Raw genomic sequence first — 17,746 nt, 5'->3', positions numbered from 1 at the left:
ACAAAACAAAGACAAACACCCCGTTAATTATGGTCTTAAGGGCAACCTTATTGTGACATCGGGGCTGGGGCGGCCTGTTATGGGCCGCGGGTTGTGATCCGGCGACCCCCGGCGCGCGACGACACCAAGGCGGAGTTTGACGATGACAGAACCGCAGACCATCTCTGGCGTGACCGGCTCCACATCTGGAGGCGGGGCAGGAGATCTGACGGTTGCGCTGCATATCGGGGCGCCGTTCACCGATGAGGATCAGCTGATCTGGTCGCTGCGCCGGGATTCGGCGCGGCTGTTGCAGGATGGCGTACTGGTGCGCCGACCGGGAACCTATCTGAAAGACCTGACCGATCTGAAGGGCCGCGCCGCAAAGGAGGGGGTCAGCGACGAGGCGTGCGAAGACTTTCTCGAGGGGGTTCTGCGCGACGCGGATCCGGCGCGGGTGGTGCTGTCGATGTCGGCGATTCTGGGCGTGCCGGCCTGGATGCTGAATGATGGGCGGCTTTACCGCAATGCCGGTGCCAATACCGCCGCGCTGCGGGCGGTGTTTGCCGATCATCGCTGCGAGTTTTTCCTGGGTCTGCGCAATCCGGCGACGCTGGTGCCGGCCGGGTTTGCCGCGCAGTCGCAGAAGGATTGGTACGGGTTTGCCGGGGATACCGACCTGATGGAGCTGCGCTGGTCCGAGGTGGTCGGCGATATCCTGACCGCAAATCCCGATTGCGCGATCACCGTCTGGTGCAATGAGGAAACGCCGGTGGTCTGGCCGCAGGTGCTGGGACATGTCACCGGGTTGGGCGCGGGCTACCGGTTCACCGGTGAGACGGATATTCTGCGTCAGGCGATGACGGAGGAAGGCACCCGGCGGCTGGAGGCCTATCTGGCCGAGCGTCCGAAGCTGTCGGAACAGCAGCGCAATCAGGTGCGCGAGCTGTTCCTGTCCTATTTCCACGCAGAAGATGCGGTGGAAGAGGAAATTGACCTGCCGGGCTGGTCGCAGGGATTCGTCGATGAGATGACAGAGCGCTATTTCGCGGATATTGATCTGATCCGCAGCCTGCCCGGCGTGACCGTTATCGACTGAGCCTTTGGCCTGTGCGAACGGCAGGTCCGGCCCGCCGCGCAGCTCAGCTGTCGTGGGCGGAGGCCCGCATCCGGCCCAGATGTTCGTCCCATCCCTTGTCCAGCGCCAGCAACAGGTCAAAGGCCTCGACCCCCTGTGGCAGGCCGGTGTGGGTCAGCGACAGATTGGTGCCGCCGGGCACCTCCTCTAGCGTCCAAGAGACGGTGCTGGTGCCATCGCCCATCGGCGCGATGGTAAAGCTGTAGTCAAGGCGGGTGAAGGGCTCCGCCAGCAGCACCTCGCCCCACATCAGCCGCTTGCCGCTTTCGGTGCCGAACATCTCATAGGGGCCTTCGACCAGCGGGGTCTGGGGTTTGTGGAACCAGATCGCCAGTTTCTCCGGCTCTGTCAGATAGGCCCAGACCTGGGCCGGGGTGGCCCGCAGATAGATGGATTTGCGCAGGATCGTATCGGTCATTGGATGTCCTTTTCGATTTCGGATTTGAGCGTCGCAAGGCGGTCGTCCCAGAAGGCATCAAAGAAGCCGAACCAGTCGAACACCTGCCGCAGCCCATCCGGGTTGAGGTGATTGAGCCGGGCGCGGCCCTCGGTCTGGACCGAGATCAGATTGCCCTCGTCCAGAATGGTGAGATGTTTCTTCACCGCGGCGCGGGTCATCTGAAAATTCTCCGCAACCTCGGCGATGGTGAGGCTGTCCTGCGCCAGCAGCCGGAGGATCTGGCGGCGTGTCGGATCCGCCAGGGCGCGAAAGGCCAGTTGCTCCGGGTGCTGGTGGTTCTGCTGGTCCGGCGTCTGCTGTGACATGGCGGTATCTGCTCCCTATATGATACCGTTTGGTATCCTTTTAATATGATACCTTATGGTTTCACGTCAAGCCTGATTCTGCGGCATCGCGCCGGACCCCCCGCTGGTCGGGGGCAAAACCGTGCTGTCCGGCGTCCTGTCCTGCCGGGACGGGCAGTCTGGCGTCCTTTCCGGCCCGGTTGGACGACGGAGCTGCGCGGCTCTGGCTAGGGTCAGGGCGAGGCGGCGGATGGCCTGCCCTCTACAGCCCTGCTGTTGCGCAACCGGAATATCTGACCAGAGAGAGACCCCGCCATGCTCAGACCTTCGTTTCAGTCCCGTTATCTGACCTCTGCGCTGCGGCGGTATCGGCGCGCCGTGCCGCTGCTGCCGGTGGTGTTCTGCATCGCACTGGGGTTTGCCATCGGGGCCACCCCTGCGACCAGCGCCGGAACCGGCAGCGATGACATCCAGCCGCGCGACGGGCATTGGCTGGCGCTGATGCAGTTCCGGTCGGTCAGCGGCTGTTCGGCGACGCTGCGGCGCGAGATCGAGTCCGATGCAAAGGATGAGGTGCTTTATTCCAAGCCCCTGCATTTTTCCAAACCACTGGATCTGAATCAGCTCAATGCGGCCTGGGAGGTAGATATCAACTGGACCCGCACCAGCCCCAACCGCTGGGAAGGGGTGATGACCGAGGTCGAGCGCACCCTGTTCGGCAAGGTCACCACCGTGACCGAGTTGCAGACACGGGTGATTTCGGAGGGGCTGATTGATCAGAAGGCAGTGGCCACGATCAGCTTTCCGCCGCGCATGGTCCGGCAGATCGGTTCAGCCGAGCCTTGCGTGGTCCATGCCGATATCACCCACCGGCTGCGCTGATCCGCAGCTGGCCAGCATCGCTCGCCCTGACGAGGGCGCGCCGGGGCGTCCCGAAACCCATACCCAAGACCTAAAACACGATCTGAAAAAGGATAAGACCATGAATTTTTATCGCAGCGCCGCTCTTGTGACCGCGTGTAGTCTGGCGGGCGCATCTGGCGCCGCCGCCGAGGGGCTGTTTTCCAACGGCCAGTTTACCCTCGGGCTGGGGGCGTTTGCCTCCTCCGACCTTTACAAGGGCGAAAGCACCGAAGCCGCCGCCCTGCCGTTTGTGTCCTATGACAGCGACCGGCTGCATCTGGGCTGGGACGGGGTCGCCTATCATATTCTGAACAGCGAGGACCTGCAGGTTTCGGTGCGCGTGGGTGCGGGCGAAAAGCCGGATTACCCGGAGAACAAGCCGCTGTTTGCAGGACTGAAGCGCAGCACACCGATCGAGGCGGGATTTGACATGACCTATCGTTTTGACGGGTTCTATGTGGCGGGCAGCGCGATGGTGGATGTCTCCAATGAGCATGACGGCTATCACGCGGAGGCCAAATTCGGGACCGAGTTCCAGATGGGCCAGCTGGGTGTCGATATTGGCGCCGGGGCGCGGATGCGCGACGGCAAGCTGAACAACTTCCTTTACGGTGTGTCCGCCAGCGAGGCGAGCGCGCAGCGGGCCGCTTATGATGTTGGCTCCACCACCGAGCCGTTTGTGGATATGACCATGGTCTACCCGATCAGCGACACGTTGTCGGTGCTGGGGACGGTGAATTATCAGCTGATCGACAAGAAGGTTCACGACAGCCCGCTGACCAATACCAAGGACAGCTATTCGGTCGGGCTTGGCCTGATCTACAGCTTCTGATCCATGGCGTCTCCGCTTCACTCGAAACTGCGGGGCAGGGCAGGGGAGGCGCGGCGGGAGACCGCGCCGCCAACCGGCCCCGCTGCCGCCGTGCCGCCGCTCTCTGCCGTTACCGGGGCCGCTCCAGCGGCGCCGGTTGAGCTGGTGTTTGTCAGCGATGCCAGGGCGACATGGCCGCCACTGCTGGCGGCGGCGATCTATCTGGGGCTGGTGGTCTGGATGCTGGTCGGGCTGTTCTGGTCCGCCGCCCCGCTGCCGCCGCCCGATGGTGGGAATTCCCCTGTAACAGAGCCTGTTTCTGTCGCTGTGCAGCTGTCGCAGGCGGCGCCGGTGACGCGGCTGCTGCACGCCGAGGGGCATAGCAGGGCTGACCGGGACGCCACCCTGCGGGCGGAGATGTCGGGCCATGTGGCCACCGTTGCGGTGGCGAAGGGCGCACGGGTTGCGCAGGGGCAGATCCTCGCCACCTTGCAGGCCGGTCCCCGGCAGGCGGCGCTGGCGCGGGCGGAGGCCTCGCAATTGCGGGCCGAACACGAGTACACGCGTGCGGCGGCGCTGCATCAGCGGGGATCGACCACCGATCAGCGGCTGAGCGAGGCGCGCGAGGCGCTGGCCGTGGCCAAGGCGGATCTTGCCGCGGCCCGGCAGGCTCTGGCGGAAACGCAGCTGACCGCGCCCTTTGCCGGGCATCTCGAAGCCTTTGACCTCACCCCCGGTGCCTATGTGCAGGAGGGGGCCGAGGTGGCGCGGGTGGTGGCGCTGGATCCGCTGCGGGTGGTGTTTCAGGTGCCCCAGCACCAGCGCGGCTCCCTGACCGAGGGGGCCATCGCGCAGGTCCGGTTTCTGGACGGGCGCAGCGCCGAGGGGCGGCTGAGTTTTCTGGGGCAGAGTGCGGCGGCAGAGACCCGCAGCTTCACCGCCGAGCTGACGCTGGCCAATCCGGCGGAGCGCAGCGCTGCGATCCCGGCCGGGGTCAGCGCCCGGATCGAGGTGCCGCTGGATCAGGTCCAGGCGCATTTCCTGTCACCGGCGCTGCTCTCGCTGGATATGGCGGGGGGGCTGGGCGTCAAATCTGTCGATGACACCGACCGTGTGGTCTTTACCCCGGTGGAGATCGTCCAGTCAGCGCGCGACGGCGCCGGTGTCTGGGTCAGCGGCCTGCCGGATCAGCTGCGGCTGATCACCGTCGGACAGGGGTTTGTCAGCGCAGGCGAACGGGTGCGGCCCGGCGGCGATGGCAACGGCGCGGCGGATCCGTCGTGAACGGCATATTGGCGGTGATCTTTTCCCGCAGCCGCGCGGTGATCCTGATCTTTGCGGCGCTGCTCTGCGCCGGGGCCTATGCCTATGTCAGCATCCCCAAGGAGAGCAATCCCGACATTCCGATCCCCTTTGTCTATGTCAGCACCAGCCTGTCGGGGATATCGCCGGGTGACAGTGAGCGGCTGCTGGTCAAGCCGCTGGAAACCGCGCTGAGCGGGCTGGCGGATCTGAAGGAGATGAAGGGTCACGCCTATGAGGGCTATGCCAGCGTGACGCTGGAATTCGAGGCAGGTGCTGATGTGGCAGAGGCGCTGGACCGGGTGCGGGTGGCGGTGGATCAGGCCCGCCCGGACCTGCCGGAGGCCGCCACCGAACCGGTTGTGATCGAGATCAACACGGCACTGTTTCCGGTGCTGACCACGGTGCTGTCCGGGCCGGTGCCGGAGCGCAGCCTGAACCGGATGGCGCGCGAGCTGAAGGCACGGCTGGAGGCGGTTTCGGGCATTTTGGAGGTCGATATCGGCGGCGGTCGTTCGGATCTGCTGGAGGTGCTGATCGACCCGGTTGCCTTTGCCACCTATGGGCTGTCCTTCGAGGCGCTGGTGGGACAGATCAACCGCAACAATGCGATGATTGCCGCCGGGACCATCGACGGTGCCGCCGGGCGGTTTGTGCTGAAGGTGCCGGGGCTGGTCGATGGGGCGCAGGATCTGATGCAGATGCCGGTCAAGGTGCAGGGCGGTGCGGTGGTGACCCTTGGCGATATCGCGGTGGTGCGGCGGCGGTTCGAGGATCCGCGCAGCTTTGCCCGGATCAACGGCCAGCCGGCGCTGACGCTGGATATCACCAAACGCAGCGGCGCCAATATCATCGAGACGGTGGCTGCGGCAAAGGCGGTGATTGCAGCGGCGCGGCAGGAGTGGCCGCAGAGCGTCAAGATCGACTATCTGCTGGATGAGAGCCGCGAGGTGGAGACCATGCTGGGCGATCTGGAGGCCAATGTGGTGGCGGCCATCGTGCTGGTGATGCTGGTGGTGATCTATGCGCTGGGACTGCGCGCGGCGCTGCTGGTTGGCCTGTCGATACCGGGGGCGTTCCTGGCTGGTGTGGCGCTGCTCTGGGCGATGGGGATCACGATGAACATCGTCGTGCTGTTCTCGCTGATCCTGGTGGTCGGAATGCTGGTGGACGGCGCCATTGTCACCACTGAACTGGCGGATCGCCATTTGCAGGAGGGCGCGACCCCGGCGCAGGCCTATCGCGCGGCGGCGGGGCGGATGGCGGGGCCGCTGATCTCCTCGACCGCCACCACGCTGAGCGTGTTTGTGCCGCTGCTGTTCTGGACCGGCACCACCGGTGAGTTCATGAAATTCCTGCCGATCACCGTCATCGTGACTCTGGCGGCATCGCTGCTGATGGCGCTGGTGTTCATCCCGGTTCTGGGGGGCGTGATCGCGCGGCGGTCGCCGCAGACGGCGGCGGCGAAACGGGCGTTGCATGCGGCGGAATATGGTGATCCGCGCCTTGGCCGTGGGACGGCGGGGCTATATGCGCGGATGCTGGCGCGCGCACTGCTGTTTCCGGGCACCACCGTTCTGCTGAGTCTTGCGCTGTTGATCGCGACCTTTGGCCTATATGGGACATTCGGCGCGGGGCTGAGCTTTTTCCCCAAGATAGAGCCTGAATTCATGCAGGTTCAGCTGCGTGCACGGGACAATTTTTCGATCCATGAACGCGATGCGCTGGTGCGGGTGGTGGAGGATCAGCTGCTGCGCCGCGATGGGATTGCCAGCGTCTATGCGGTGGCCTCGCTGGGCGGGGGTGATGATCTGGACCTTATCGGCACCATTCAGCTGGAGCTGGATCCCTGGGACCAGCGCCCGCCCGCAGCGGAGATTGGCGCCGGGATCCGTGCCGAGGTAGCGGATCTGCCGGGGGTCGAGGTGCGGGTGGAAACCGAGGATGACGGGCCAAGCGCGGCCAAGCCGCTGGATCTACATGTCACCGCCCGGGACCCCTCCGCGGCCGAGGCGGCGGTGGCCCGGATCCGCGAGATCATGGGCGGGATTGGCGGGTTCACCGATGTTGCCGACAGCCGCGCCCTGCCGGGGGTGGAATGGCGCATCGAGATCGACCGCGCCGAGGCCGCGCGCTATGGCGCGGACCTCAACCTTGTGGGGCAGGCGGTGCAATTGCTGACCCATGGCGTGACCGTGACCACATTCCGGCCCGATGACGTGGCGGAGTCGGTGGATGTGCGGGTGCGTTTTCCGGCGGCGGACCGCAGCTTTGACCGTTTGCGGCAGCTTCAGGTTCCGACCAGCGCGGGGCTGGTGCCGATTGCCAATTTCACCCGCTTTGCACCGGTGCCGCGCTCCGGCGCGATCGAGCGGCGGGACCAGTCGCGGGTGCTGACGCTCTCGGCCAATGTGGCGCCGGGGCTGCTGGCCGATGCGCAGATCGCGCGGCTGCGTCAGGCGCTGGACCGGGCCGATCTGCCAGACGGCGTAAGCTGGCAGTTCCGGGGCGAGGCAGAGGAGCAGGATGCGGCGATGCGGTTCCTGATCCTTGCCTTTGTGACGGCGGTTGTGCTGATGGCGGTGATCCTGATCGCGCAGTTCAACAGTTTCTATCAGGCGGCGGTGGTGATGTCGGCGATTGTCTTTTCTATCGCCGGGGTGCTCCTTGGGCTGCTGCTGGCGGGGCGGCCGTTTGGTGTGGTGATGGGCGGCATCGGGGTGATTGCGCTGGCGGGCATCGTGGTCAACACCAATATCGTGCTGATCGACACCTATAATGCGCAGCGGCAGGCGGGGCAGTCGCCTCATGAGGCGGCGCTGCGCGCAGGGGCGCTGCGGCTGCGGCCGGTGGTGCTGACGGCGCTGACAACGGTGCTGGGGCTGATGCCGATGGTCCTGGGGATGAAGCTGGATCTGCTTGCGGGCAGCATGGTGTTTGGCGCGCCGTCCAGCCAGTGGTGGACCGAGCTGTCGACAACCATCGCGGGCGGGCTGGTGGCGGCAACGCTGCTGACGCTGCTGGTGACCCCGGCGATGCTGGTGCTGGGCGCGCGCGGCCGCAGCTGGCGGGGTCAGCGGGCGACGGGTGGCTGAGAGCGGTGGCTGAGAGTGGCAGCGGCAGGCCACCGGCCAGCTGCTGCCCCGTCGTCGGCGTCAGGTCGATGGGGCGGCGCTGCCGCGGGCGGCACGCAGCGCAGAGGGGGTGGTGTTCATCTCGCGCTTGAAGGCGTTGTAAAAGGACGAACGCGAATTGAACCCGACATCATGGGCGATCACCAGAATGGTCTCATCGCTGTCATGCAGCTGTTTCACCGCATCCTGAATGCGCCATTTGTTGACGTAATCAAAGAAATTCGACTGAAGCGTCATATTCAGCGTCTGCGAGACGTAGTTGGAGGTGACGCTGATATGTTTGGCCAGATCCCAGAGCGACAGGTTGGGATCGCGGTAGAGCATATCCTTGGTCATGGCGCGTTCGATCTTGGCCGCGATACGGGCCGCGTGATCGTCGGTGAGCGCGGAGCGTTCGTATTTTGCGGTGGCCAGTTCCCGCTCGGCGGGCGGCTGCGTGTCGCCGCGCGGTTTCGGCATCAGCCCCGGCTGCTGGCGCACGCCCCAGACGCCGATCACCCAGGTGATGGCGAGGCTGGACAGGCCATTGGTCAGGTCGGAGGCTTCGCTGAACAGGATGAACAGCTCAAGACCAAAGAGGTCGGCCAGAATCTCGGCGACACTGAGCAGGAGATAGGCGGAGACCGTGGTGGTGATCCACCAGACCCAGGTCAGCTCGCGGTCCTCGGTGGTGGCAAACAGATCCTTCAGGCGCGTGCGATATCGCGACAGCATCCGCATGATCAGCACCAGGTAGATGGCGACCTGGCAGTAAAACAGCACTTCGACCAGCTGGAAGTAGATCAGGATCGCCTGAATATACTGGCTGAGGTCGGCGAACTCCAAATCATTCTGGGCGAACAGGGATTTCGGGATGGTCCAGAACAACACCACCATGCTGATCGCCAGCAGGATGGGCACCGCGTGCCAGAACCTTTGTGTGACCGGGGGGCCGTCATCCTCGGAGGTGAGACCGCGCACGTAGAGCCAGAGCAGCAGCGGCTGGGCAAATACGGCGGGCACATGCAGGCTGTTGAAGCGCGCGACAAGATAATCATAGGCGTCATCGGTGACCACCAGATCAAGGATGCCGAGCATTTCGGTAACGGATTGAGTGATGAAGAACAGCGCCAGCGGCACATAGATGCGCTGATGGCGTTGGTGCAGCAGCAGCTGATTGGTGCAGAACAGCGCCATGCCGAGGTGAAAGGCCGACAATGCCAGCAGGTATTTATCGTCCACCATCACGCGCCCGATCCTGAAATTCCCTATCTGGCCTTTAGCAGCGGGCAGCGCTGATGGACAGATCTGCAGGCGGTCAGGCTGTCCTTTCCAGCAGGGAAGAACGCCGGACAGGGGGCAGGGGCGGCTTTTGACCCTAGGGGCCGGGCCTCGCGGAGGGCCGGATCCTGGCGAGCACGCCGATCGCCTCGACCCGGTTGCGGACGTTCAGTTTGCGGTAGATTGAATGGGCGTATTCCGAGACCGTATGGGGCGAAATCTTGCAGATTGCCGCGCATTCCTTGGTTGTCAGCCCCTGGCTGAACAGATAGAGCACCTCGCGTTCGCGCGGGCTGAGCCGGGTCAGCGCCTCCGATTGCGGGGCGATCAGGGACCTGTTGAACGCGGCCTCTGCCGGGGCGTCGGCGGGGGGCTGTTCCGGGGCCGCCACCGTGGGCTGTCGCAGCTCCTCCATGCGGCGATGGATGATCATGCAGAGAAAGCGCAGGCTGTCGGTCTTGCCCGCGACATGGGCGAGAAAATCGGCCCGCGTCAGACTGGTGCCGATGTTGAAACCGCCGAACCGGTCGGAACCTTGCAGCCGAACCGGGATGGCAATGCCGGCGCGAAACCCGCTCTTGACCGAGGCGTCGCGGATGAAGGCGGTTTCCGCAGCGGCCAGATAGGGGTGATCGGCCAGAAACTCCGCCCCGGTGAACTGTGGTTCGTAGCTGTTGCAGCAGTGATCCAGAAACGGATCCCGATGGCTGGGCAGCTGCTGGTAGATATCGGGCAGGTTGGTCTGGATATGTGGATGGCTGCGGTCGCCGTCCACGGTCAGGTAGATGGCGTAGTCAAATCCCATCGCAGCAAAGACCTGCAAGCTCTGCGCCCAAAGCTCGGCGATGCTGGTGCAGCGTTCCAGACTGTCGATATCAGTCCAATCCACGACGATACCCCCTAATGTTAAGGGATAACACCTGCGGTGCCGCATTGCTAGCGTGGCCGAGGCGCCGGGGATACGGCCATGTCTCTCCTCGGATATGTTGGGCAAGGCTGTGGTCCGGCGCTGGTGGCCTGTTGTGAGTGCGGGGCATCTGAGTGTTTTTGACCGCCGCGGATCCGGTGTGAGGCCGATGCGGGGCGGCGAAGACAGCAAAGCCTGATGGGCCTGGCCGAACGTCGCATTACCGCATGTCGTATTGGCCGGGGGAGGCGCAGGGTGAGGCCGAATTGAGCGATCCTCGCTGCTGCCGGGGCCGTGGCATCGCTTGCCGGGGGGTAAGGCCACGGTCGTCGGCGGCGCCATTTGACCCGCGTCAGCCAGAGGGCGGGCGGGCGGTGACTTGATTAGCGCCGCTATTCAGATCATAATAAGCCAAATTTTGATCCGATTAAGGGCGCTTATCACATCATGCCGCATATCTGGCAGTCTCCATCCTGGCCGCGCTTTGGCTATGATCCGGCACATATCGAACCCGAACTGGCCCGCGCTGCCGAGGCGGTGGGCGAGGTGACGGGGCTTGTCCACGGGCTCACCCCGCAGGAGCGCGAGGAGATGCTGCTGCGCCAGATCGTGCAGGAGGCGATGGCCTCCTTTGGAATCGAAGGCGTGGCACTGGATGCCAGCGAGATCGAAGCCTCGGTTGTGGCTTCGCTGCGCCATCGCGACAGGGCGGCGATCTCGCGGCGCTCGGATGCGGTGGCGGAGCTGATGCTGGCGGCGCGCCGGGCCGATCAGCCGCTGGACAGCGCGCAGATCCTGACCTGGCACCGGTTGCTGTTCACCGGCATGGAGGTGGAGGACCTCGGCCGCTGGCGGCGCTTTGAGATGGAGATCGTGCGCTCCGCGACGGCGGGTCCGGGGGATGTGCTCTATAAGGCGCCGCCGCCGGATCGGCTGGAGGCGGAGATGGCGCAGTTTCTCGACTGGGTGAATGCCGATCAGGGAATGCCAGTTGCGGTGAAGGCGGCGCTGGCGCATCTGTGGTTTGAATCCATTCACCCGCTGTCAGATGGCAATGGCCGCATTGGCCGCGCCCTGATCGAACATGTGTTTGCCCGCAACCGCGCGTTGCCGTTTTCGCTGTCGCGACAGGTGGAGCGGGACAAGAAAGCCTATTATGCCGCCCTGCAGGCAGGGCGCAAAGAGGGCGCGACTGGCATGATTGACGCCACCGAATTCGTGCTCTGGTTTCTGCGCACGCTGACTCGGGCGGCGGCTTCGGCCCGCGATGAGGCGGGGTTTATTCTGCGCCGCAACCAGTTCTTTCTGCGCTACGGACCGGTGTTGAATGATCGCCAGAGCCATGCGCTGCGTCTGCTGTTTGAGCAGGGGCCGGAGCGGCTGGCGGTGGGGCTGAGCGCCAAATCCTACCGCAAGATCACCAAGACTTCTCCGGCCACCGCCACCCGCGATCTGCGCGCGATGGAGGAGGCCGGTGTGGTCACGCGGATGGACGCGGGCGGGCGCTCCACCGCCTATGCGATCCGGTTCTGACCTCCGGTCAGGTTTATATGTCTGACCTCTGGTCAGGTTGTGTGTCTGACCTCCGGTCAGGCAGGAGCCGTTGCAGAGGCCCAGGTCATCGCCTCAAATTCTTCGCGAAAGGCAAAGCGCTTCAGGTGGTTGTCGATGATCTTGCGGGCGTGATCCAGCTCTTCGGCAGTGGGGGCGGTGACCTCGGCCAGGAGCCGGTCGGCGCTGGCGGTCAGCGTTGCAGGTCCCATGCCCAGAGCCACGGTGCCCCGGCTGTCGTCATGGGTGACGGCGACCTTATGGGCAAAATGCTTGCACAGCTGTTGCAGGTATTTGGAGGCGTTGGGGGTGTCGAAATGGCCGGTATCCGTAATCATTTGGCTTAATCCTTAGTTTTTCTGTCAGCTTTGCAGGATAGAGATTCCGGGGCGCAGCGCAAGGTGAATTCACCGCTGCCAGCCATGGTGCGCGGCGGGCCGCAAAATGGGGCGCAAGCCAGATTGCAGGACTTGGCGCATGGTGGATTATCCGGCTGACAAACCCACCCGGCGGCAGTAGAACGGCCCGGCTACGGTGCAGGCAGATGTCGCGTCAGGCGCGGGAAGCAGCGGGTCACGGACCGCCACGCTGCTGTCCTGCTGATGCGAAAGACAGGCGACCCACATCTCAGGCGAATTTCAATTCATCCTTGAGAGGGGCGCTATGTTCCGGGCTTTTGAAAACCTTGTCGATCCGTTTGCGGCCTCGCAGAGGGCGGCGCCGCGTGCCGGTCTCTGGCCGTATCTGTGGCAGCAGCTGGCGCCCTATCGCAGATGGCTGCCGCTGATGCTGGTCACTGGCGTGCTGACCGCGCTGATGGAAAGCGGGCTGATCTTCTATGCCGGGCGGCTGGTGGATCTGATGACCGAGAGTGGCGCTGCGGCGTTCTGGGCCGATCACGGCGGTGAGATGATCCTCGCGCTGGTCTGTGTGCTGCTGCTGCGTCCGGCGCTGGTCGGGCTGAACCATCTGCTGCTGGAGCAGACCCTGTCCTCCAACCTGCAGGAACAGGTCCGCTGGCAGGCGCATCAGCATCTGCTGGGGCAATCGGTCGGCTTTTTTCAGCATGATTTCGCCGGGCGGCTCAGCAATCGGGTGATGCAGATGGGACCGGCGGTGCAGGACAGCGTGCATATGATGTTCGAGGCGGTGCTGTTCGCGGTGACCTATATGCTGGGTGCGGTGGTGGTGCTGTCGCAGATCGACGGGCGGCTGGCGGTGCCGCTGCTGATCTGGGTACTGATTTACGGCGTCTACGTGCGCCATGTCGCCCGCCGTGTCGCGGCGACGGCGGAGAAATGGTCCGATGCGCGCTCCGGGGCGACGGGGCGGATTGTCGATGCCTATGGCAATATCGAAACCGTCAAGCTGTTTGCACAGGGCGGGCAGGAGCTGGGTTATGCGCTGTCGGCGCTGCGGCGGCTGCGGACGCGTTACCAGCGGTTCATGCGGATGATGACCACGCTGGCCTTTGGCAGCATTGCCATCAACGGCGTGTTGATCCTGATCGTGGTGGCTCCGGCGATCTGGCTGTGGACGGTGGGTCAGGTCAGCGTTGGAGAGGTGGCCGCCGTCGCGGCATTGACCATCCGGCTGAACGGCATGAGCGGCTGGATCCTCTGGGTGACGATCCGCCTGTTTGAAAACATGGGCATCATCCGCGAGGGGCTGCGGTCGCTGGCAACGCCACATGCGGTGGTCGATGCAGCGGCGGCGCCGGCCCTGAAGGTCACGCGGGCGGAGATCCGCGTGGAGGGGCTGCATCACAGCTATGGCAAGGCATCGGAGGATGGCAGCGGGGGTGTGGCGGGGCTTGATCTGACAATCGGGGCCGGGCAGCGGATCGGCATTGCCGGGCCGTCCGGCGCGGGCAAGTCGACGCTGGTGTCGCTGCTGTTGCGGTTTGATGACCCGGACCGGGGGCGCATTCTGATCGACGGCCAGCCGATCGACAGCGTGACACAGGACAGCCTGCGCGCGCAGATTGGCGTGGTGACGCAGACAACCGCGCTGGTGCATCGCTCGGTGCGGGCCAATATCCTATATGGCAATCCCGGCGCCAGCGAGGCGGAGATGGTGATGGCCGCCAAACGCGCCCGTGCCCATGATTTCATTCTGGGGCTGCGCGATCAGGCCGGGCGGACCGGCTATGACGCCCATGTGGGCGAGCGCGGAGTGGCCCTGTCCGGCGGGCAGCGGCAGCGGATTGCGATTGCGCGGGTGGTGCTGAAGAATGCGCCGATCCTGATCCTGGACGAGGCAACCTCGGCGCTGGACAGCGCGGTGGAGGCGGAGATCGAGGAGACATTGCGGGATGTGATGCAGGGCAAGACGGTGATCGCCATTGCGCATCGCCTGTCCACGATTGCGCAGATGGACCGGATTGTCGTCATGGATCAGGGCCGCATCACCGAAGATGGCAGCCATGCCGCGCTGCTGGCGCTGGGGGGCACCTATGCGATGCTGTGGTCGCGGCAGGTGGGCAGCCCCTGCGTGTCGGTGGATTGCTGACGGCAGGCAGAGAACGGCGCGAGGATTGATCCGTGCCGTTCTCTGCCGCGCTGGCTCAGCCGACCGAGCGCGTTTTTTGTCCGGTCGGGGTCAGATCATCGGCGGCAAGCGCCCGGATCTCGGCGATGTCACCCGCAAGCGTCTGAAACACGGCGTCCCCGAACCATTCCAGCGAGGCCTCGCAATCGCCGTCCCGCTGCATTTCGCGCAACAGGGCGCGGTAGTCATAGGCGCCCTGCATCAGCGGCACCATGCCCGCGCGACAGCCGGCGGCGCTGTAGACATTCGCCGGGGCAAAGACCGGCAGGCGGGTGCGGTCGGAGATGTTCTTCAGGTGGTAATGCGCAATTCTGGGCAGCAGGGTCCGGCGTGCCGCAACCGGATCATCCCCGCCTTCCCAGACGTGGAGCGCATCGAAATTGATGGCCAGCGCATCGTGGTTGGTGGCGTCGATCAGCGCCACGGTTGAGGCGAGCGTATCGGCCAGCGTGCCGGGATGGGTCTCCACCAGCAGGCGCAGCCCGTGATCGGCGGCGATATCGCAGGCGTGGCGCAGGGCGCGGGTGGTCTGGTCGCGGTCCGCCGCCGGGACCGTGGCGCTGGCCTGCATCCCGGCAAAGGTGCGGATCTTGCCCGCGCCCCAGCCCTGCGCCAGCGCGCAGAGGGCGCGGGTTCGACGGGTCAGCTCCTGATGGTCCTGCAGGGGCAGGTAGTCGCTGATCATCGGGATCGACAGCCCCTGCGCGGCCATCCACTGGGCGTTATGGATCGCCAGCGGTGACTGATTGCGGGCATGAACGCCCCAAAGCTCAATCCCCTGAAACCCGGTATCCCGCGCCCAGAAGGCAATGTCCTTCAGATCAATCAGCTGATGGCGAAAGGAAATCGTGCAGAGCGAGATCTTCATGCCGGCTCCCCCGTCCTCACCGCGGCAGATGCGGGCGCCGCTGGTATCTGTGACTGGCACCAGCTCTGGAATTCGGTGTGAAGTGCCTCCTTGATGGCAAACTCCAGCCGGTCCAATGCGTCCAGCGCGGCGATCAGATCCGGCACCAGTGTGCGGTCTCTGGTATGGGCGATTTTCGCGGCAAGGAAATGCAGGCTGCGGAACCCTTCGCAGAGCGCCTCGACCTGATCGCAATTGGCGTCGAACGCGGCAAAGCTGGTGTCCAGCGCGCGCCAGAAGAAGGCAAAGGCGTGTTCATAGGCGTACTTGCGCAGGGACAGCACCGGAAGTTCGCGCAGGGCGATCTCCAGCTCCGGCAGTGCCAGAGGCCTGTCGGGACGGCAGTGATGCGCGATAATGCCGCGCAGGGCGTCCGTCAGCTGGTTGGCGTCCGGGCGGAAGGTCGCGTCGAAATAGGCCACGAGGTCCTGAGGCTCGGGCGCGCGGACGCGTGTGCTGTCGAGGATATAGCCGCCCGCCACGCTGGGCTGTGCCATGGCATTGAGGATGGCGCCGCGCGGCAGATCTCCGCGCCAGCGATAATCCGGGTCGTTCATATGCCAGACCTCGGGGTCGGCGGTCGGCTCGACAATGACGAAATGCGGAAACGGGTCCTGATTGTATTTGGTGTCCCGCTCCGGCAGGTGGAACATGTCGAGCATGACAACCAGCTGGCGGTCGGTGGCCGGGTTGTGGAGCAGCTTTTCAAAGCGGGTCAGGTTGTCGGATTTCGACAGGGCGGGATCGTGCCACTGGCTGACGCGGATGCCATACAGTCGTTCGACCCAGCGGATATAGTGATCCTGTGTCATCTCGGCGCTGTGATAGGCCAGATGCTGATGGGTAGTGATGGCAAAATCGCTGTCCCAGGTGCCAAAATAGAAGGGTCGGAAATCCAGCCCCTCATGCCGCCGGATCGCCGCACAGAGACAGCTGACAAAGCAATGCACGGTGATCTCGCTCGGGTCCTGATTGGCGGGCGCGGTCTCGGGTTCTGCGCTGGGAGAGGTCGGCGGGCCGGGCAGAAGCACATGGATCAGATCGGCGACGGTGACGAAATCCTCCTTGCGGAAATCACGCTCGGGGATGGCCACGCCGTGGTCGGTTTCCAGATGCACCAGCAGGTTGATCAGCACCACGGAGTCGATATGCAGATCATCGTTCAGCACCGCCTCGGGGCGGAACTGCGCCATATGCGGATTGGCCAGCGGTCCGGCGAGGGTCTGCTGCATTGCGTGCAGCACGCTGTCGAAGGTCATGCGGGCACCTGCTGATCGGCTGTGTGATCGGTGCCGGATGCGTATCTGTTGGCGATGTCGCGGCGGCTGATCTTGCCATTGGCCTGACGCGGCAGGGCGGGGAGGCGGCGCAGGAAGGTTGGTCTCTGGTAGTCGGCCAGCAGATCGGCGCAGTGCGCGCGCAGCTGATCCTCGCTGAGATCCGGGGCGACAAACAGCAGCCCCACCCGCGAACCGGCCTGCGGGTCGGGCAGGCGAAAGGCGACGGCATCCTGCACATCGGGCAGGCTCATCACCGCGCGTTCGACGTCCTGCGGATAGACGTTCAGCCCGGCCACGTTGATCATATCGTCCGCACGGGCGGTAAACACCAGCCCGCCATCGGCGGTGAGATAGCCCAGATCGCCGGTTTCGACCCAGTTGGTCGTGGCGGCATCCGTGGTGGCCGGTTCCCCTGTCGTCAGCTGCACGCGGACCGGGCCGGGCGTGCCGGGCGCGCCTGCCTGTAGGTCGAGATGCGGTAGTGGTCGGCCGACATCGCAGGGCGCCCGCAGGTCCTGATTGATGGCGACACAGCCCACTTCGGAACAGCCATATTGCTGGAACAGATGCCGGGTGCGGGCGCGAATGGTGTGGAACCATGGATCGGGCAGCACGGTCCCGGAGGTGACGGCGGCGTTCAGTGTCTCGTCCGGGGGCAGGAGCCTCGCCAGCGTGTGCAGCATCGCAGGCGAGGTATAAAGCACCGGGTCTGGCAGCTCGCGCAGGCGGCGCAGAATGTATTTCGGGTTCACCGCATCAATGATCACCGGCACATGGCCACGATGCAGCGCCACCAGAACCCCCGGTATCAACCCGTAGGAATGGGTCACCGGGCAGGCGATCACCGGCGTCATCCCGGCCGCGCGGTCAAAGAAGGCGGCATAGGTGCGGATCTCGGTTGCGATGCTGTCCCAGCTGCGGGTGATCACCTTGGCCGCGCCGGTGGTGCCGGAGCTCATCTGCACCAGAACGCCTGCGCCGGGGCGCGCGCTGGCGGTCTGACCGGGCTGCCGGGGCAGCGGTTGCGGGACAAGATCATCCTCCAGAAACCAGTCGCATCCGGCCTTGGTCGCCATCTGTTTCGCGGCTTCCGCCGGGATATCGGCGTGGATTGGGAAAACGCCGGCCTTGTGGTCCTTCAGGTAGAGCAGGGTTGCGAGGCCGAGGCCGGTGTCGCGCATCCGCAGGGCGTAGCGGTGGTGCAGATCATTGCCAAGCGCCTGTTGCAGTCTTGGGTGCAGCGCGGTTGGATCAGAAAGGGTGTCGTTCAACACAAACAT

General features: G+C 64.7%; 15 protein-coding genes. 7 read left to right on the top strand and 8 right to left on the bottom strand.

Annotated features, from left to right (window positions below):
* The first annotated feature begins 142 nt into the window (after positions 1-142).
* Positions 143-1,078 carry a hypothetical protein gene (locus tag VWZ87_RS01810; protein WP_416535310.1) on the top strand — a complete coding sequence of 312 codons (936 nt, stop codon included), beginning with the start codon at positions 143-145 and terminating at the stop codon, positions 1,076-1,078.
* A gap of 43 nt (positions 1,079-1,121) precedes the next feature.
* On the opposite strand, the gene VWZ87_RS01805 is transcribed toward VWZ87_RS01810, so the two are convergent.
* Positions 1,122-1,535, bottom strand: a complete 414-nt coding sequence (locus tag VWZ87_RS01805) for an SRPBCC family protein (protein WP_340547772.1) — start codon at positions 1,533-1,535, stop codon at positions 1,122-1,124.
* A complete protein-coding gene (locus tag VWZ87_RS01800) occupies positions 1,532-1,882 on the bottom strand; it encodes an ArsR/SmtB family transcription factor (protein WP_416535309.1) in 351 nt (116 codons plus the stop codon). The genes VWZ87_RS01805 and VWZ87_RS01800 overlap by 4 nt, the downstream gene beginning before the upstream one ends.
* Positions 1,883-2,176: 294 nt before the next feature.
* On the opposite strand from VWZ87_RS01800, the gene VWZ87_RS01795 reads away from it, so the two are divergent.
* The 4 genes from VWZ87_RS01795 (at position 2,177) to VWZ87_RS01780 (ending at position 7,972) form a co-directional block, all read left to right on the top strand.
* The gene (locus VWZ87_RS01795) at positions 2,177-2,743 is read left to right on the top strand and encodes a hypothetical protein (RefSeq protein WP_340547770.1); all 567 of its coding nucleotides are present in this window, start codon (positions 2,177-2,179) and stop codon (positions 2,741-2,743) included.
* Between the two features lie 100 nt (positions 2,744-2,843).
* Positions 2,844-3,596, top strand: coding sequence for a MipA/OmpV family protein (locus VWZ87_RS01790; RefSeq protein WP_416535308.1), 753 nt, complete (start codon positions 2,844-2,846; stop codon positions 3,594-3,596).
* Positions 3,597-3,599: 3 nt separating this feature from the next.
* A complete protein-coding gene (locus VWZ87_RS01785) occupies positions 3,600-4,859 on the top strand; it encodes an efflux RND transporter periplasmic adaptor subunit (RefSeq protein ID WP_416535307.1) in 1,260 nt (419 codons plus the stop codon).
* Positions 4,856-7,972 (top strand): efflux RND transporter permease subunit, encoded by a 3,117-nt coding sequence (locus tag VWZ87_RS01780; RefSeq protein WP_416535306.1) that lies wholly within the window; start codon positions 4,856-4,858, stop codon positions 7,970-7,972. The genes VWZ87_RS01785 and VWZ87_RS01780 overlap by 4 nt, the downstream gene beginning before the upstream one ends.
* Positions 7,973-8,032: 60 nt before the next feature.
* Here VWZ87_RS01780 and VWZ87_RS01775 read toward each other — a convergent pair whose 3' ends face one another.
* A complete protein-coding gene (locus VWZ87_RS01775) occupies positions 8,033-9,235 on the bottom strand; it encodes a helix-turn-helix domain-containing protein (protein ID WP_340547811.1) in 1,203 nt (400 codons plus the stop codon).
* Between the two features lie 133 nt (positions 9,236-9,368).
* Positions 9,369-10,160, bottom strand: a complete 792-nt coding sequence (locus tag VWZ87_RS01770) for a helix-turn-helix transcriptional regulator (protein ID WP_416535305.1) — start codon at positions 10,158-10,160, stop codon at positions 9,369-9,371.
* Positions 10,161-10,625: 465 nt separating this feature from the next.
* On the opposite strand from VWZ87_RS01770, the gene VWZ87_RS01765 reads away from it, so the two are divergent.
* Positions 10,626-11,711, top strand: a complete 1,086-nt coding sequence (locus VWZ87_RS01765) for a Fic family protein (protein ID WP_416535304.1) — start codon at positions 10,626-10,628, stop codon at positions 11,709-11,711.
* A 56-nt stretch (positions 11,712-11,767) separates the two neighbouring features.
* Here VWZ87_RS01765 and VWZ87_RS01760 read toward each other — a convergent pair whose 3' ends face one another.
* The gene (locus VWZ87_RS01760) at positions 11,768-12,067 is read right to left on the bottom strand and encodes a DUF2218 domain-containing protein (RefSeq protein WP_416535303.1); all 300 of its coding nucleotides are present in this window, start codon (positions 12,065-12,067) and stop codon (positions 11,768-11,770) included.
* Positions 12,068-12,392: 325 nt separating this feature from the next.
* On the opposite strand from VWZ87_RS01760, the gene VWZ87_RS01755 reads away from it, so the two are divergent.
* The gene (locus tag VWZ87_RS01755) at positions 12,393-14,240 is read left to right on the top strand and encodes an ABC transporter ATP-binding protein (RefSeq protein WP_416535302.1); all 1,848 of its coding nucleotides are present in this window, start codon (positions 12,393-12,395) and stop codon (positions 14,238-14,240) included.
* Positions 14,241-14,295: 55 nt separating this feature from the next.
* Here the strand turns inward: VWZ87_RS01755 and VWZ87_RS01750 are convergent, their stop codons facing one another.
* Genes VWZ87_RS01750 through VWZ87_RS01740 form a run of 3 tightly spaced genes read right to left on the bottom strand, consistent with a single transcriptional unit; the run spans position 14,296 to position 17,746 of the window.
* Positions 14,296-15,147 carry a sugar phosphate isomerase/epimerase family protein gene (locus tag VWZ87_RS01750; protein WP_416535301.1) on the bottom strand — a complete coding sequence of 284 codons (852 nt, stop codon included), beginning with the start codon at positions 15,145-15,147 and terminating at the stop codon, positions 14,296-14,298.
* Positions 15,144-16,445 (bottom strand): DUF6005 family protein, encoded by a 1,302-nt coding sequence (locus VWZ87_RS01745; protein ID WP_416535300.1) that lies wholly within the window; start codon positions 16,443-16,445, stop codon positions 15,144-15,146. Before VWZ87_RS01745 ends, VWZ87_RS01750 begins: the two co-directional genes overlap by 4 nt.
* Positions 16,442-17,746, bottom strand: a complete 1,305-nt coding sequence (locus tag VWZ87_RS01740; protein ID WP_416535299.1) for an AMP-binding protein — start codon at positions 17,744-17,746, stop codon at positions 16,442-16,444. Before VWZ87_RS01740 ends, VWZ87_RS01745 begins: the two co-directional genes overlap by 4 nt.

Source organism: Phaeobacter sp. JH20_37 (genome assembly GCF_048056015.1).
Taxonomy (GTDB): Bacteria; Pseudomonadota; Alphaproteobacteria; order Rhodobacterales; family Rhodobacteraceae; genus Phaeobacter; species Phaeobacter bryozoorum.
Note: the sequence above shows the minus strand (reverse complement) of the source record. Positions and strands in the feature narration are given on the sequence as shown.

Excerpts from the sequence above, each read along its gene's own strand:
- VWZ87_RS01745 (WP_416535300.1), bottom strand. The coding sequence starts at position 16,445 with ATGACCTTCGACAGCGTGCTGCACGCAATGCAGCAGACCCTCGCCGGA.
- VWZ87_RS01790 (WP_416535308.1), top strand. The coding sequence starts at position 2,844 with ATGAATTTTTATCGCAGCGCCGCTCTTGTGACCGCGTGTAGTCTGGCG.
- VWZ87_RS01810 (WP_416535310.1), top strand. The coding sequence starts at position 143 with ATGACAGAACCGCAGACCATCTCTGGCGTGACCGGCTCCACATCTGGA.
- VWZ87_RS01765 (WP_416535304.1), top strand. The coding sequence starts at position 10,626 with ATGCCGCATATCTGGCAGTCTCCATCCTGGCCGCGCTTTGGCTATGAT.
- VWZ87_RS01775 (WP_340547811.1), bottom strand. The coding sequence starts at position 9,235 with ATGGTGGACGATAAATACCTGCTGGCATTGTCGGCCTTTCACCTCGGC.
- VWZ87_RS01740 (WP_416535299.1), bottom strand. The coding sequence starts at position 17,746 with ATGTTTGTGTTGAACGACACCCTTTCTGATCCAACCGCGCTGCACCCA.
- VWZ87_RS01755 (WP_416535302.1), top strand. The coding sequence starts at position 12,393 with ATGTTCCGGGCTTTTGAAAACCTTGTCGATCCGTTTGCGGCCTCGCAG.
- VWZ87_RS01785 (WP_416535307.1), top strand. The coding sequence starts at position 3,600 with ATGGCGTCTCCGCTTCACTCGAAACTGCGGGGCAGGGCAGGGGAGGCG.
- VWZ87_RS01805 (WP_340547772.1), bottom strand. The coding sequence starts at position 1,535 with ATGACCGATACGATCCTGCGCAAATCCATCTATCTGCGGGCCACCCCG.
- VWZ87_RS01800 (WP_416535309.1), bottom strand. The coding sequence starts at position 1,882 with ATGTCACAGCAGACGCCGGACCAGCAGAACCACCAGCACCCGGAGCAA.
- VWZ87_RS01760 (WP_416535303.1), bottom strand. The coding sequence starts at position 12,067 with ATGATTACGGATACCGGCCATTTCGACACCCCCAACGCCTCCAAATAC.
- VWZ87_RS01795 (WP_340547770.1), top strand. The coding sequence starts at position 2,177 with ATGCTCAGACCTTCGTTTCAGTCCCGTTATCTGACCTCTGCGCTGCGG.
- VWZ87_RS01750 (WP_416535301.1), bottom strand. The coding sequence starts at position 15,147 with ATGAAGATCTCGCTCTGCACGATTTCCTTTCGCCATCAGCTGATTGAT.